Below are 15,004 nucleotides of genomic sequence, written 5' to 3' on the forward strand. Positions count from 1 at the left end.
TCAGAGCTCCGCCAGCAGTTCGGCCTTCTTCGTGGAGAACTCCGCGTCCGTCACCAGGCCCGCCTGATGCAGCTCGCCCAGGTGACGGATGCGCTCCGCGATGTCGGCGGGGTCCCGGCGGGCCGGCACCGACGGCGGCGATCCGCAGCTGCGGATCGCCGCCAGGACGGCCGCCGCGAACGGCAGCGACTCGTGCACCGGCCCGTATCCCAGGCCGAACACCACGGCCGCCGGATCCTGGTCGGGCTGCGCGGGCGCCTCGGCCCCGTCCCGCCGCAGCAGCCGCAGATGACCTTCGAAGACCTCGGGGGAGCGCCACTCGACCCCGCTCAGCGCGGTGACCGGAAAGCTCTGGTCGCCCGCCTTCCACTTCGCCGACGACGCGCCCGTCCAGAACCACCGGAAGTTCACGGTCCTGCCGTCGAAGGACGCCTTCGCGTCGTACGCCTTGAACTGCCGCGGCGCCTCGGGAGCGGCCACCAGGAAGCCGTCGGCGGGCTCGTCACCGGCGCTCAGCGCGGACTTCAGCTCGTCGGCGTAGTACTCGGCGAGGGTCTCTCGCTCGCCGGGCAGCACCAGCCGGTACGGGTCGCACCCTTCCTTCAGCTGCCCGGCCGCCGCCTCCAGCAGCGGGTCGGCTCCGGCCCGCAGCTCGGCCCGCAGCACCACCGTGCCCCGTCTGCCCGGGGACAGCGTCACATCCGACACCGCCTCCAGGGGGATCCGCCGTTCCCCCAGCGCCTGGAAGAGCTTCGGTGTTCGCAGGCCCCGCTCGTAACGGATGAGCACGGAGTCGGACTCGAACTCCCAGGCGGCATGAAATCCGGCCAGTACGTCACCCATGCGGCTCATCGTATGCACGAACCGTTCCTTCGTCGCCACCCCGCGCGGACCGCAGTTTCTGCGGTGCTACGCGCGTTGGGCCGCCGCCGCGCCGGACAAACCCGCGCGGCACGCGCCGTCATCGTGCGCACACCGCACCGAGCGGTACGCGCCAACGCCGATCTCCGCGAAGTTGAGCAGGCTGTCCGTGCCGGGAGCGAAATAGCCCGCGTGCCCCTTGGCGCGCTGCGCCGACAGCACCCGCGAACCGAACGCGGACGACACCGGGTCCGCCCCGTGCCCCAGGCCGCCGAGCTCCAGGTACGGCACGTCCTGGATCCAGTCCGAGGCGTCCCGCATCGCCCACACCCGGGCGGAGGTGTGCAGGTGCGCGGCCTTCTCCACCCGCATCCCGGGGCTTCCGGCAACCGCTATGTCGGCCACCCGGCGCGGCAGCAAGTGCGCTGCGACCCCGCACACCACCGAGCCGTAGCTGTGGCAGAACAGCGACACCGGCGCGCGGCCGGGCAGGGCCCTCAGCAGGGCGTTCAGCCGAAGCGCGCCCTGTGCCGCGCGCACGCCCGTCGCCGACTCGATGCCGAGCCCGGCCGGCGCCGTGTAGTCGGCCCAGGCGATCACGGCCGTACGCGTGCCGGGGCTCGCCGCCTGCTCGGCCGCGTACAGCGACTTGGCCATGCCGACCGGCGCCGAGTACGGGCGGTAGGTCTTCTGGAAGGTGAGCAGGTCGGTGTCGACGCCGGGGACGACGACCGACACGCGCTGGGCGTGCTGCAGGTCGCCCATCACCTCGGCGACGCGGCCGGAGGCCTCCGGGTCGAAGGCGAGGATCTGCCGGCCGCGGCTCATCAGCTGCTCGTAGCGGTGCATACGGCGGCCCGCCTCCTGCTGCCCGGCGGGCGTCAGGCGCGGGTCGTGCATGCGCTTCAGCTCCACCTTGCGCTGCCGGCCGAGCGCGAGGTGGTTGGCCTCGTAGCGCAGGGCGACGGGCGCGCCGTTCATGTTGCCGACCGCGAGCGGATAGCGGCGGGCGAGGACGGTGCGCTCCTGGGCGGTGAGCGAGGCGAAGAACCGGGACAGCCGCGCGGGGGACGCGTCGGGGTCCGGCAGCCGGTCGCCGTGCAGGCGTCCGTGCTCCCATGAGGAGAGCGAGGCCTGCAGGGGGCTTGTCACGCCGTGGCTGCGCAGAGCGGTCCATCCGGTGGTCGCCAGCATCACGAACACCACGGACAGGGCCAGCAGTGCGCGCCAGACGTTCAGTTGCGGGGAGGTGTCGAAGGAAGTCACTGGGAGGACACACTAGGAGAACGAGAGGGTCTCGCGTGAGCCGAGTGACGGGTATCACGTTTCGATAAACGCACGACCACCTGATCGTGTCTCAGTGTGCCCGCCAGTTCGCGGTGAGTGCCTCGCCCACCTGTTCGAGGTACGACACCGTCAACGCGCGCATCTCCTCCAGGCCGAAGTCCCCGCGCGCCACCCACTGCCGCTCCGTCACCCGCATCACTCCGCCGAACACCGCCACCGCCAGCCGTGGCCGCGGATCGGTGTCCACGTCCACGCCCTCCCGCTCGGCGAGCACCCGCGCGAGAGTCTCCTCGATCTCCTCGTTGCGGCGCAGATGCGCGGCCAGCAGCACCGGCGTCGACTCGACGACCCGGTACAGACGCAGGTACAGCTCCACCGGTACGACGGCCTCGATCACCTCGTGCAGGGTTCCCCAGCCCTCCAGCACCGACTGCCGCAGCGCCTCCATCGGCGCCTCGCCGGCCGGCCGCTCGCGGACCGCCTCGACGAACCGCGTCACCGCCAGCTCCTGGAGGGCGAGCGCGGCCTCCTCCTTGCCGGCGAAGTAGCGGAAGAAGGTGCGCTGCGAGACGTCGACGGCCTCGGCGATGTCGTCGACGGTGGTGCCCTCGTAGCCGCGGGTCGTGAACAGTTCGACGGCGGCCCTCAGCAGGGCGTCCCGGGTGCGCTGCTTCTTGCGTTCGCGCAGTGTTTCCATGAGTGTCAGTTACCGACTTCTGATTTGATTCGTCAACTGTCAGTGGCTGCCATTAGCCTCGAAGGCATGACTAGTCAGACCATCGACACGACGGGGTCGGGGGGCGACGCGCCGGAGGCCCCGTCGGACGGGTCGCCGTCCTCGTCCGGACTCCGCGGCCATCCCTGGTTCACTCTCATCACGGTCGCGGTCGGCGTCATGATGGTGGCCCTGGACGGCACCATCGTGGCCATCGCCAACCCGGCCATCCAGAAGGACCTCGGCGCGAGCTTCGCCGACGTCCAGTGGATCACCAACGGTTACTTCCTCGCCCTCGCGGTCTCCCTGATCACCGCGGGCAAGCTCGGTGACCGCTTCGGGCACCGCCAGACCTTCCTGATCGGCGTCACCGGCTTCGCCGCCGCCTCGGGCGCCATCGGCCTGTCGAACAGCATCGCCGCGGTCGTCAGCTTCCGTGTGCTGCAGGGCCTGTTCGGCGCGCTGCTGATGCCGGCCGCGCTCGGCCTGCTGCGGGCCACCTTCCCGGCCGAGAAGCTCAACATGGCCATCGGCATCTGGGGCATGGTCATCGGCGCCTCCACCGCCGGCGGCCCGATCCTCGGCGGAGTCCTCGTCGAGCACGTCAACTGGCAGTCGGTGTTCTTCATCAACGTGCCGGTCGGCGCGATCGCCCTGCTCCTGGGCCTGCTGATCCTGCTGGACCACCGTGCGGAGAACGCGCCGCGCTCCTTCGACATCCTTGGCATCGCGCTGCTCTCCGGCGCCATGTTCTGCCTGGTCTGGGCCCTGATCAAGGCGCCGACCTGGGGCTGGGGCGACGGCAAGACATGGACGTTCATAGCCGCCTCCCTCCTCGGCTTCGCCCTCTTCTCGTTCTGGGAGACGAAGGTCAAGGAGCCGCTGATCCCGCTCGGCCTGTTCCGCTCGGTCCCGCTCTCCGCGGGCGTCGTCCTGATGGTCCTGATGGCCATCGCGTTCATGGGCGGCCTGTTCTTCGTGACGTTCTACCTGCAGAACGTGCACGGCATGAAGCCGATCGACGCCGGTCTGCATCTGCTCCCGCTCACCGGGATGATGATCGTCGGCTCGCCGCTGGCGGGCGCGCTGATCACCAAGCTGGGCCCGCGGATCCCGCTGGCCGGCGGCATGGCGGCCACGGCGATCGCCATGTACGGTATGTCGACGCTGCAGACGGACACCGGAAGCGCCGTGATGTCCCTCTGGTTCGCCCTGCTCGGCCTCGGTCTCGCGCCGGTCATGGTCGGCGCGACGGAGGTCATCGTCGGCAACGCGCCCATGGAGCTGTCGGGTGTCGCCGGTGGTCTGCAGCAGGCCGCGATGCAGATCGGCGGCAGCCTCGGTACGGCGGTGCTGGGCGCCGTGATGGCCTCCAAGGTCGACGGCGACCTCGCGGGCAACTGGAAGGACGCCGGTCTCCCGCCGCTCACCCCGTCGCAGCTGGACCAGGCCTCCGAAGCGGTCCAGGTCGGTGTGGCGCCGGTGGCCAAGGGCACGCCGGAGGCGGTCGTCGCGAAGATCACGGACGTCGCGCACGACACCTTCATCTCCGGGATGAGCCTGGCGTCCCTCGTGGCCTGCGGTGTCGCGGTGGTCGCGGTCTTCGTGGCCCTGCTCACCAAGCGGGGTGCCAACGCGGAGGCGGGCGCCGGAGTGGGCCACATCTGACGGGAGTTCAAGGAACTTCCCCTATCAGGGTGAAGGGGCTAAAGATCCCTCGGTTCGGGTGTGCGCCGCAGGTCACAGTGGTTCATGCCCTCCGGAGAGGGGCGGACCGGTGCTGCGGCGCGCTGCCGGAGGGGGACAGCGCGCCGGCAGCCCGATGATTAATCGCCGATCCGGGGGTACCCGCATGTTTGAACCCCGAACAGACCCCGGGGTTCAGGGAGTTGATGATGGCGGGCTTCGGACACGGAACGCGCAGGTACCCCCGGTCACGTAGCCGGACGTGGTCACGGACCGGGCCGGATCGCGCGACGCTCGGAATCATCGGAGTCATCTGCGCGGTCGCAGGGTTCTTCGTGCTGGGGATCGTCCTCGGCCCCGTGGCGATCGTCTGTGGTTGGCTCGCCATGGGCCGCAGTTGGGCGGGCAGCCGCTCGCTCCCGGCCCTGGTCGCCTTCGTACTGGGCGCCATTGACACGCTCCTGGCCATCGTGTGGTTGGCAGGGGCGGCCACCCCGGGCAACGGCTTGTTCTGACCCGGGGCAAGGTGAGGGAAGGGCCCCCGGTGGATGGACCGGGGGCCCGCTTCATGGGCGCGGGTGAGGTGGCCGGTCGTGGTCACGAACTCGTCGTCGGGGCCTGAACGATCGGCATCTGCGCGTCCCGGGCTTCTTCGTGCCGGGGATCGGCGTCAGCCTCGTGGCGGAGGGCTGCCGTTGGCTCGCCATGACCGCGGCCGGGCGGGCAGTCGCTCGATCCCAGCCCTGCGAGGACGGGGAATCTTCCCCACACGCAGGGTCGGGCCGGAGCCCCCGAGCCGGGAGACGCTGCTGTAGCCAAGGGCCCCTGGCCGACGGACCGGGGGCCCGCTTCATGCGCGGGGGCGAGGTGGCCGGTCGTGGTCACGAACTTGTCGTCGGGGCCCGAAGGACCAGCGTTTTCGCGGTCGTGGGCGTCTTCGCGCCGGGGATCAGCCTCAGCCCCGTGGTCTCGCTCGATCCCAGCCCTGCGAGGACGGGGGACGGCCCCAAGCGCCGGGTCGGGCTGGGGTCCTCAAGCTGCGGGGACGCTCCTGTCACGGTCTGCCCGAGAGTTCGCGGAGGGCGGCGACCTCGGCTCTGAGGGCTCGGACTTCTTCGGTCAGGGACTCGATGGCCTGGGTCTGGCGTTGTTCCTCCGCGTCGTCCTTCTCGAAGCGGGCCAGGAACCAGGCGGCGATGTTCGCGGTCACCACACCCAGCAGCGCGATGCCGGACAGCATCAGGCCGACGGCGATCATGCGGCCCAGGCCGGTGGTCGGGGCGTGGTCGCCGTACCCCACGGTCGTCATCGTCGTGAACGACCACCACAGCGCGTCACCCAGCGTCCGGATGTTCCCGTCCGGTGAGTCCCGCTCGACCGACAGCACGGCCAGCGAGCCGAACATCAGCAGCCCGACGACCGCCCCGCCGACGTACGTCGTCAGCCTGATCTGGTTGGCCATCCGCGCCCGCCGCCCCACCAGCATCAGCGTCGCGACCATCCGCAGCAGCCGCAGCGGCTGGAGGATCGGCAGCACGACCGCGCACAGGTCTATCCAGTGCCGGCGCACGAACTCCTTGCGGCGCCGGGCGAGGGCCAGCCGCGTCACATAGTCCGCGGCGAAGGCCCCCCACACCACCCACTCGACCACCGTGCACAACTCCGTGAGCGCATGCCCCGCCGAGTGGTCCACGATCGGCACGGCATACGCGACGGCGAACACCACGGCCAGCCCCAGCAGCGGCCGTTGGGTGAGGTGCTCCCAGCGCGCCTGCGCCGTTTCTTGCTCCATGCCCGCATCGTAAGGAAACAGTGAAGGGCGGCGGGACCACAGTCCCGCCGCCCTTCGGCTCACCGGCCCGCGGTCACGGCACTACGCGTCTCCGCCCGCCGCCCCCGGATCCGCGGCCGACGCGTCCAGCAGCTGGTACCGGTCGATCGCCTGCTTCAGCACCGACCGGTCCACCTTCCCCTCCCGCGCCAGCTCCGTCAGCACCGCCACCACGATCGACTGCGCGTCGATGTGGAAGAACCGGCGCGCCGCACCCCGCGTGTCCGCGAAGCCGAACCCGTCGGCCCCCAGCGACTGGTACGTCCCCGGCACCCACCGCGCGATCTGGTCCGGCACCGACCGCATCCAGTCCGACACCGCCACGAACGGCCCCTGCGCCCCCGACAGCTTCTGCGTGACGTACGGCGTCCGCTGCTCCTCCTCGGGATGCAGCAGGTTGTGCTCCTCCACCGCCACGGCCTCGCGCCGCAGCTCGTTCCAGGAGGTGGCCGACCAGACGTCCGCCTTGACGTTCCACTCCTCGGCGAGGATCCGCTGCGCCTCCACCGCCCACGGGACGGCCACCCCGGACGCGATGACCTGCGCCGGGATCGACCCGGAGGTGCCCTCGGAGAGCCGGTGGATGCCCTTGAGGATGCCCTCGACGTCCACGTCCGCCGGCTCGGCCGGGTGCTGGATGGGCTCGTTGTAGACGGTGAGGTAGTAGAAGACGTCCTCGCCGTGCGGATGCTCCTCCGACCCGCCGTACATCCGCCGCAGACCGTCCTGCACGATGTGCGCGATCTCGTACGAGTACGCCGGGTCGTAGGCCACGCACGCGGGGTTCGTGGAGGCGAGCAGCTGGGAGTGGCCGTCCGCGTGCTGCAGACCCTCACCGGTCAGGGTCGTACGCCCCGCGGTCGCGCCCAGGACGAATCCACGCGCCAACTGGTCGGCCATCTGCCAGAACTGGTCACCGGTGCGCTGGAAACCGAACATCGAGTAGAAGACGTAGACCGGGATCAGCGGCTCGCCGTGCGTCGCGTAGGCCGAGCCCGCCGCGATGAGGGAGGCGGTGCAGCCGGCCTCGGAGATGCCGTCGTGCAGCATCTGGCCCGTCGGCGACTCCTTGTACGCGAGCAGCAGATCACGGTCCACCGCCTCGTACTGCTGGCCGAGCGGGTTGTAGATCTTCGCGCTCGGGAAGAAGGAGTCCATGCCGAACGTGCGGTACTCGTCCGGCGCGATCAGCACGAAGCGACGCCCGAGCTCCTTGTCCCGGATGAGGTCCTTGAGGAGACGGACAAAGGCCATGGTCGTCGCGATCGACTGCTGGCCCGAGCCCTTCTTCACGGTCGCGTACGCCTTGTCGTCCGGCAGCGCGAGCGGCTTGGAGCGCACGACGCGCGTCGGGACGTACCCGCCGAGCTGCTTGCGCTGGTCGTGCATGTACTGGATCTCTTCCGAGTTCCGGCCCGGGTGGTAGTACGGCGGCGCGCCGGACTCCAGCTCCTTGTCGGAGATCGGCAGGTGCAGCCGGTCGCGGAAGCGCTTGAGGTCGTCGACCGTCAGCTTCTTCATCTGGTGCGTGGCGTTGCGGCCCTCGAAGTTGGGGCCCAGCGTCCAGCCCTTGATGGTCTTGGCGAGGATGACCGTGGGCTGGCCCTTGTGCTCGGTGGCCGCCTTGAACGCCGCGTAGATCTTGCGGTGGTCGTGACCGCCGCGCCCCAGGTGCAGGATCTGGTCGTCGGTCATGTTCTCGACCATCGCGCGCAGCCGCTGGTCGTCACCGAAGAAGTGCTCGCGGATGTACGCGCCGGACTCGGTGGCGTACGTCTGGAACTGGCCGTCCGGCGTGGTGTTCATCTTGTTGACGAGGATGCCGTCCCGGTCCTGGGCCAGCAGCGGGTCCCAGGAGCGGTCCCAGATCAGCTTGATGACGTTCCAGCCGGCGCCCCGGAAGACCGACTCCAGCTCCTGGATGATCTTGCCGTTGCCGCGCACCGGGCCGTCGAGGCGCTGCAGGTTGCAGTTGACGACGAAGGTCAGGTTGTCCAGGCCCTCACGTGCGGCGATGGACAGCTGGCCGAGCGACTCCGGCTCGTCCATCTCGCCGTCGCCGAGGAACGCCCACACCTGCGACTTCGACGTGTCGGCGATCCCGCGCGCGTGCATGTAGCGGTTCATCCGCGCCTGGTAGATGGCGCCGATCGGGCCGAGGCCCATCGACACCGTCGGGAACTCCCAGAAGTCCGGCATCGAGCGCGGGTGCGGGTAGGAGGACAGGCCGCTCGGGGCCTTCGACTTCTCCTGGCGGAAGCCGTCCAGCTGCTCCTCGCTGAGCCGGTCGAGCAGGTACGCGCGCGCGTAGATGCCGGGGGAGGCGTGGCCCTGGAAGAAGACCTGGTCGCCGCCGAGACCGTCGTCCTTGCCCCGGAAGAAGTGGTTGAAGCCGACGTCGTAGAGGGACGCGGAGGAGGCGAACGTGGCGATGTGGCCGCCGACCCCGATGCCGGGGCGCTGGGCGCGGGAGACCATGACCGCGGCGTTCCAGCGGGTCGCGTTCAGGACCTTCCGCTCGATCTCCTCGTTGCCCGGGAAGAACGGCTCGGCCTTGGTCGGGATCGTGTTCACATAGTCCGTGCTGCGCATCTCGGGCACGGCCACGCGCTTCTCGCGGGCCCGCTCGATCAGCCGCAGCATCAGGTAGCGGGCCCGCTCACGGCCGCGCTCGTCGACGGCGGCGTCGAGGGAGTCGAGCCACTCCTGGGTCTCCTCGGGATCGAAGTCAGGAACCTGACTCGGAAGGCCGCCAATGATGATCGGGTTGCGATCGGATCCGGAAGCCACGCTGTTCCTTACCTGTCAGAGGGCTGCTGTGGGCTGCTGAGGGCTGCTTTTGAGCTGCTTTTCGGTGTGCCTGCACCGTTCCCCATCGTGTACCTCGGGAAAGCAAACGTCATCTCTACTGAGAGGTAACCGAGATCCGCATCAGGAGTCCCGGGTTCCCAATGCCGCAAAGCGGGCACAACGGTGTGGTGTAGGTCACTGACCGCGTGGGCGTCGTGGCTGGAGTTGCGGTGACACGGCCAGGAACGTCACCGTTTCGGCGGTCTGAACGGCCGGGTACTTGCGCGATCCGCCCCGCCCGTGTGGACTACGGCCAATGCTTCGCGCACGCGCGTGGCTGAGACATACCCAAAGACAAGATCAGGAGGCAACCCGTGAGCGCGACCGCGGACCACGCGGAGACGAGCCCTGCCGTGAGGCTGGGGTTCCAGCCCGAGCAGGTGGTCCAGGAGATCGGCTACGACGACGACGTAGACCAGGAACTCCGCGAGGCCATTGAGGAAGTCATCGGCAGTGACCTGGTGGACGAGGACTACGACGACGTCGCCGATGCCGTGGTGCTCTGGTTCCGCGACGACGACGGCGACCTGACCGATGCGCTGGTGGACGCCACCACGTACATCGAAGAAGGCGGGTCGATCCTGCTCCTGACGCCGAAGACCGGCCGGGACGGATACGTCGAGCCGAGCGACATCTCCGAAGCCGCGACGACGGCGGGGCTGTCGGCCTCCAAGAGCGTCAGCGTGGGCAAGGACTGGAGCGGCAGCCGGCTGGTGACGCCGAAGGCGGCCAAGTCCAAGAAGTAGCCACCCACGGACGGGCCGGGCGTCGTACCCGGCCCGTCCGCCGGCCCCCGGTGATCGCTGCGTAGGGTGGACGCCACCCGAACAGCCCACCGAAAGGGACGGAACCTCGATGGCGATCCAGGTCGGCGACAAGGCCCCCGACTTCGAGCTCAAGGACAACCACGGCGCCACGGTGAAGCTCTCCGACTTCCGTGGCGAGAAGAACGTGGTCCTGCTCTTCTACCCCTTCGCCTTCACCGGTGTGTGCACCGGTGAGCTGTGCGAGGTGCGCGACAACCTGCCGCAGTTCGAGGACCGCGGCACCCAGGTGCTCGCCGTCTCCAACGACTCCATCCACACCCTGCGCGTCTTCGCCGAGCAGGAGGGCCTGGAGTACCCGCTGCTCAGCGACTTCTGGCCGCACGGCGAGGTCAGCCGCGCGTACGGCGTCTTCGCCGAGGACAAGGGCTGCGCGGTGCGCGGCACCTTCGTCATCGACAAGGACGGCGTGGTGCGCTGGACGGTCGTCAACGCCCTCCCCGACGCCCGTGACCTGAACGAGTACGTCAAGGCCCTCGACACCCTGTGATTCTTCGGTGGCAAGCCATGCGTACGACGGGAACCCGTCACTAGGATCGATTCGTTGATCCGATGTCAAACGCACGGCGGGGCTCCCCGCCCTGGAAACCAATGGAGGACTCGTGGGAGTCAGCCTCAGCAAGGGCGGCAACGTATCGCTGACCAAGGAGGCCCCGGGCCTGACCGCGGTGCTCGTCGGTCTGGGCTGGGACGTCCGGACGACGACCGGTACGGACTTCGACCTCGACGCCAGCGCGCTGCTGCTGAACAGCGCGGGCAAGGTCGCCAACGACCAGAACTTCGTCTTCTTCAACAACCTCAAGAGCCCCGACGGCTCGGTCGAGCACACCGGTGACAACCTCACCGGTGAGGGCGAGGGCGACGACGAGGTGATCAAGGTCAACCTCGCGGGCGTCCCGGCCGACGTCGACAAGATCGTGTTCCCGGTGTCGATCTACGACGCCGAGAACCGCCAGCAGTCCTTCGGCCAGGTCCGCAACGCGTTCATCCGCGTCGTCAACCAGGCCGGCGGACAGGAGATCGCCCGCTACGACCTGAGTGAGGACGCCTCCACCGAGACGGCCATGGTCTTCGGCGAGCTGTACCGCAACGGCGCGGAATGGAAGTTCCGCGCCATCGGCCAGGGCTACGCCTCGGGCCTGCGCGGCATCGCCCAGGACTTCGGCGTCAACGTCTGAGACGCGCCTCGCCCGTCCGGCGCCGCGCCGTTTGCGCGCGGCGCCGGACGCGCAGGACAAGCAGCAGAGAAGCACCGACTCGGGGAGGGACCAGCATCATGGGCGTCACGCTCGCCAAGGGGGGCAACGTCTCCCTGTCCAAGGCCGCGCCGAACCTCACCCAGGTGATGATCGGGCTGGGCTGGGACGCGCGTTCCACCACCGGCGCCGACTTCGACCTGGACGCCAGCGCGCTGCTGTGCAGCGGGGGACGGGTGCTGGGCGACGAGTGGTTCGTGTTCTACAACCAGCTCAAGAGCCCGGACGGCTCGGTGGAGCACACCGGCGACAACCTCACCGGTGAGGGCGAGGGCGACGACGAGTCGATCCTGGTCGACCTCGCCAAGGTGCCGCCCCAGTGCGACAAGATCGTCTTCCCGGTCTCGATCCACATGGCGGACGAGCGCGGCCAGACCTTCGGCCAGGTCTCCAACGCCTTCATCCGGGTGGTCAACCAGGCCGACGGACAGGAGCTGGCACGCTACGACCTCAGCGAGGACGCCAGCACGGAAACGGCCATGATCTTCGGTGAGGTCTACCGCTACCAGGGCGAGTGGAAGTTCCGTGCAGTCGGTCAGGGGTACGCGTCGGGGCTCCGGGGCATCGCTCTAGACTTCGGAGTCAATGTTTCGTAAAGCCGGGTACGGCGCGGCGAGACCCGTACCACACACGATTGGGTAGCCAGTGCTTCTGAAAACCTTCGGCTGGTCGTTCGCGATTACCGCGCTCGGCCTGGTCGCCGCGGTCTTCTACGGGGGGTGGGAGGCATTCGGCATCGTGGCGATCCTCGCCGTCCTCGAGATCTCCCTGTCGTTCGACAACGCTGTGGTCAACGCCGGGATCCTGAAGAAGATGAACGCCTTCTGGCAGAAGATCTTCCTCACGGTCGGCGTTCTCATCGCCGTGTTCGGCATGCGACTGGTCTTCCCCGTCGTCATCGTCGCGGTCACCGCCAAGATGGGCCCCATCGAGGCCGTAGACCTCGCCCTCAACAACAAGGACCGGTACCAGCAGCTGGTCACCGACGCCCACCCGGCGATCGCCGCGTTCGGTGGCATGTTCCTGCTGATGATCTTCCTGGACTTCATCTTCGAGGACCGGGACATCCAGTGGCTGCGCTGGATCGAGCGCCCGCTGGCCAAGCTCGGCAAGGTCGACATGCTGTCGGTCTGCATCGCCCTCATCGTCCTGCTGATCACCTCCTTCACCTTCGCCACCCACGCCCACCAGCACGGCGGCGGCCACGTCGACAAGGCGCAGACGGTGCTGATCGCCGGCATCGCCGGTCTGATCACGTACATGGTCGTCGGCGGCCTCTCCGGCTTCTTCGAGGACCGCCTGGAGGCCGAGGAGGAACGCGAGCACGAGGAGGAGGAAGAGGCCGAGCGCACCGGCAAGAAGAAGCCGGCGATCGTCCTGGCCGGCCAGGCCGCCTTCTTCATGTTCCTGTACCTGGAAGTGCTGGACGCGTCCTTCTCCTTCGACGGCGTCATCGGCGCCTTCGCCATCACCAACGACATCGTCCTGATGGCCCTGGGTCTCGGCATCGGCGCGATGTACGTCCGCTCGCTCACCGTCTACCTCGTCCGCCAGGGCACCCTCGACGACTACGTCTACCTGGAGCACGGCGCGCACTACGCGATCGGCGCGCTGGCCGTGATCCTCATGGTCACCATCCAGTACCAGATCAACGAGGTCATCACCGGCCTCGTCGGCGTCGTCCTGATCGGCTGGTCCTTCTGGTCCTCCGTGCGCCGCAACCAGAAACTGGCCGAGGCCGAGGGAAAAGGGACGGGCTCGGACGAGAAGGCTGAGGTCTCGGCCCCCATCTAGGGTTCGGTTCACCTCGGGCTCGCTCGCCGGGGTGTGACACACCTGCGGGTGAGGGAACGCTCTGAGCGGGGCGGCCGGGCCTCCGGCCGCCCCGCCGGTCGTTCGGGTGACGTGCGGGGCACTAGTGGGGGCGGGAATGGGCTTTCTGGACGGACTGTGGCGCGGCCGTGAGGTCGACTTCGACTCGGGCAGCGCGGCGACGAACGCGATCGAGCTGACCAAACGGCACCATTACGTGTCCCTCACCAAGCAGCAGGCGGCGAGCGGGCATCTGCGGGTCAACCTGAGCTGGCGGATGCGGACGTCCGACATAGGCGGCTCGCAGCGCGAGTCGTTGCTGCGGCACCCGCTCAAGGCGCTGCGCCCGCCGGAGGTCATGGGGCACAGCCAGAGCATGGTCAACGTGGACCTGGACCTGGGATGCCTGTACGAGCTGACCGACGGCTCCAAGGGCGTCGTACAGCCCCTCGGAAGCTACTTCGGGGACGTCAACGCGCCGCCGTACGTCAAGCTCAGCGGCGACGACCGGTTCGGGTCGGGCTCCGGCGAGGACATGTACATCAACCTCGACCACCGGGAGCAGATCAAGCGCCTGCTGGTGTTCGTGTACATCTACGACCAGACCCCGGCGTTCGACCGCACGCACGCCATCGTGACGCTGTACCCGAGCAACGGGCCGCGCATCGAGATCCACCTCGACGAACGGCACCCCCAGGCCCGGTCCTGCGCGGTCGTCATGATCGAGAACGTGAAGAAGGAACTGGTCGTGCGGCGGGAGGTCAAGTTCGTCTACGGCTTCCAGGCGGAGCTTGACCGGCTGTACGGCTGGGGCCTGCAGTGGGGCCGGGGCTACAAGACCAAGGTCTAGGTCCTGTTGCGAAAGTCCCGCCTGCCCCGCGACGCCCGGCACGCTCCCCCAGAGGGGGCACCCCCACTCGCCGCACCGGGCACAAACCCAAGTACGTCCAGTACGAGGGCTTGCACCCGGCACGCCGAGAGCACGCTCCCCCACGCTCGAACGACCTCGCGCGGGGGGACCCCCATGACGCCGCAGGGCCCGCCCTCCGGGCGGACGGCGGGACTTTCGCAACAGGCCCTGGTCCCGCTCGACCTGGACCCGGACCTGTTCGACGCCCTCGCCCGGGCCCGGGGCGGGGTCGGGGGCGTGGAGGTGCTGCGGCGCGGGCAGCTCAGCAAGCGGACCCTGCTGGCCGTGGCCGTGCGACGGGCGCTGCCCGACGACGCCGGCTTCCAGGGGGCGTACCGGCGGCTGGCGCGCATGCAGCGGGAGGAGCCCGGGCGGTGGCGGGAGGCCATGCTGCATCCCTACCTCGACGAAGGACTGGCCCGCGCGCTCGCCGAGTGCGCCCGCGGCCACCGCCCCGACCTCGCCTGGTTCGGCGAACTCGTCGACGGAGGGCCGGCCGCGCTGTGCGGACCCCGTCTGCTGACCGCCGAGTGCGACGGCGCCGTGCTGCGCCTGCGGCTCGCCGACCGGGGCCCCTTCCGCGCCGTGCACGGCCATGAGCCGGCCGGTGTGCAGAGCGTGGGTGAGGCGGAGGGCTGGCAGCGGTCACTGGACGGCGCCTGGCGGGTGCTGGTCCGCCGCCACCCCTGGCACGCCCGGGCCGTCGCCGCCTGTCTGTCCACCCTGGTGCCGCTGCACCCCGCCCCCGGCGGCACCTCGGTGAGCTCGGCGGCCCGCCGGGCCCACGGCGCCGTCGCCCTCTCCCCGCCCGGCGACCCGGTGCTCTTCGCGCTGACGCTGGTCCACGAGTTCCTGCACGTCCAGCTCGCCGCCCTGCTCGACCCCGCAACCGCGCCCTGGACCACATACGGATGCGCGGCCGCCGCCCCGCGATCGGCGGCGACGAGACGGAACTGACCGCCAGGCCGGCGG

At 69.4% G+C, this 15,004-nt stretch carries 13 protein-coding genes and 2 pseudogenes; 10 read left to right on the forward strand and 5 right to left on the reverse strand.

Annotated features, from left to right (window positions below):
* The 3 genes from GRC12_RS14360 to GRC12_RS14370 form a co-directional block, all read right to left on the reverse strand.
* A complete protein-coding gene (locus tag GRC12_RS14360; protein ID WP_208779641.1) occupies positions 1-852 on the reverse strand; it encodes a DUF4429 domain-containing protein in 852 nt (283 codons plus the stop codon).
* Between the two features lie 57 nt (positions 853-909).
* Complete coding sequence (locus GRC12_RS14365; RefSeq protein WP_208779630.1) at positions 910-2,127, reverse strand: alpha/beta hydrolase; 1,218 nt, start codon at positions 2,125-2,127, stop codon at positions 910-912.
* 91 nt (positions 2,128-2,218) lie between these two features.
* Positions 2,219-2,845 carry a TetR/AcrR family transcriptional regulator gene (locus tag GRC12_RS14370; RefSeq protein ID WP_208779631.1) on the reverse strand — a complete coding sequence of 209 codons (627 nt, stop codon included), beginning with the start codon at positions 2,843-2,845 and terminating at the stop codon, positions 2,219-2,221.
* 66 nt (positions 2,846-2,911) lie between these two features.
* On the opposite strand from GRC12_RS14370, the gene GRC12_RS14375 reads away from it, so the two are divergent.
* The gene (locus tag GRC12_RS14375; protein WP_208779632.1) at positions 2,912-4,531 is read left to right on the forward strand and encodes an MFS transporter; all 1,620 of its coding nucleotides are present in this window, start codon (positions 2,912-2,914) and stop codon (positions 4,529-4,531) included.
* Positions 4,532-4,755: 224 nt separating this feature from the next.
* On the forward strand, positions 4,756-5,064 hold the full coding sequence (locus GRC12_RS14380; protein WP_208779633.1) for a small hydrophobic protein: 309 nt from the start codon (positions 4,756-4,758) through the stop codon (positions 5,062-5,064).
* A gap of 539 nt (positions 5,065-5,603) precedes the next feature.
* Here the strand turns inward: GRC12_RS14380 and GRC12_RS14385 are convergent.
* Both GRC12_RS14385 and aceE read right to left on the reverse strand, forming a co-directional pair.
* On the reverse strand, positions 5,604-6,341 hold the full coding sequence (locus GRC12_RS14385; RefSeq protein ID WP_208779634.1) for a potassium channel family protein: 738 nt from the start codon (positions 6,339-6,341) through the stop codon (positions 5,604-5,606).
* An 81-nt stretch (positions 6,342-6,422) separates the two neighbouring features.
* Positions 6,423-9,170 (reverse strand): pyruvate dehydrogenase (acetyl-transferring), homodimeric type, encoded by a 2,748-nt coding sequence (gene aceE, locus GRC12_RS14390; RefSeq protein WP_208779635.1) that lies wholly within the window; start codon positions 9,168-9,170, stop codon positions 6,423-6,425.
* A 374-nt stretch (positions 9,171-9,544) separates the two neighbouring features.
* On the opposite strand from aceE, the gene GRC12_RS14395 reads away from it, so the two are divergent.
* The 8 genes and pseudogenes from GRC12_RS14395 to GRC12_RS45570 all read left to right on the forward strand — a co-directional run.
* Entirely contained in the window at positions 9,545-9,976 is a 432-nt protein-coding gene (locus GRC12_RS14395) for a DUF3052 domain-containing protein (RefSeq protein WP_133041255.1), read from the forward strand.
* Between the two features lie 109 nt (positions 9,977-10,085).
* A complete protein-coding gene (locus tag GRC12_RS14400; protein WP_208779636.1) occupies positions 10,086-10,544 on the forward strand; it encodes a peroxiredoxin in 459 nt (152 codons plus the stop codon).
* A gap of 112 nt (positions 10,545-10,656) precedes the next feature.
* Positions 10,657-11,232: a TerD family protein gene (locus tag GRC12_RS14405; RefSeq protein WP_208779637.1), complete on the forward strand. Its 576-nt coding sequence runs from the start codon at positions 10,657-10,659 to the stop codon at positions 11,230-11,232.
* 98 nt (positions 11,233-11,330) lie between these two features.
* Positions 11,331-11,906, forward strand: coding sequence for a TerD family protein (locus GRC12_RS14410; RefSeq protein ID WP_133041258.1), 576 nt, complete (start codon positions 11,331-11,333; stop codon positions 11,904-11,906).
* A 49-nt stretch (positions 11,907-11,955) separates the two neighbouring features.
* Entirely contained in the window at positions 11,956-13,104 is a 1,149-nt protein-coding gene (locus GRC12_RS14415) for a DUF475 domain-containing protein (protein ID WP_208779638.1), read from the forward strand.
* 136 nt (positions 13,105-13,240) lie between these two features.
* Entirely contained in the window at positions 13,241-13,972 is a 732-nt protein-coding gene (locus tag GRC12_RS14420; RefSeq protein ID WP_133041260.1) for a TerD family protein, read from the forward strand.
* 447 nt (positions 13,973-14,419) lie between these two features.
* Positions 14,420-14,902: pseudogene (locus tag GRC12_RS45565) on the forward strand (aKG-HExxH-type peptide beta-hydroxylase); the annotation flags it as partial.
* A gap of 14 nt (positions 14,903-14,916) precedes the next feature.
* Positions 14,917-15,004, forward strand: a pseudogene (locus GRC12_RS45570) (RNA polymerase sigma factor); the annotation flags it as partial.

It is taken from the genome of Streptomyces griseorubiginosus (assembly GCF_017614965.1).
Classification (GTDB): domain Bacteria; phylum Actinomycetota; class Actinomycetes; order Streptomycetales; family Streptomycetaceae; genus Streptomyces; species Streptomyces griseorubiginosus_B.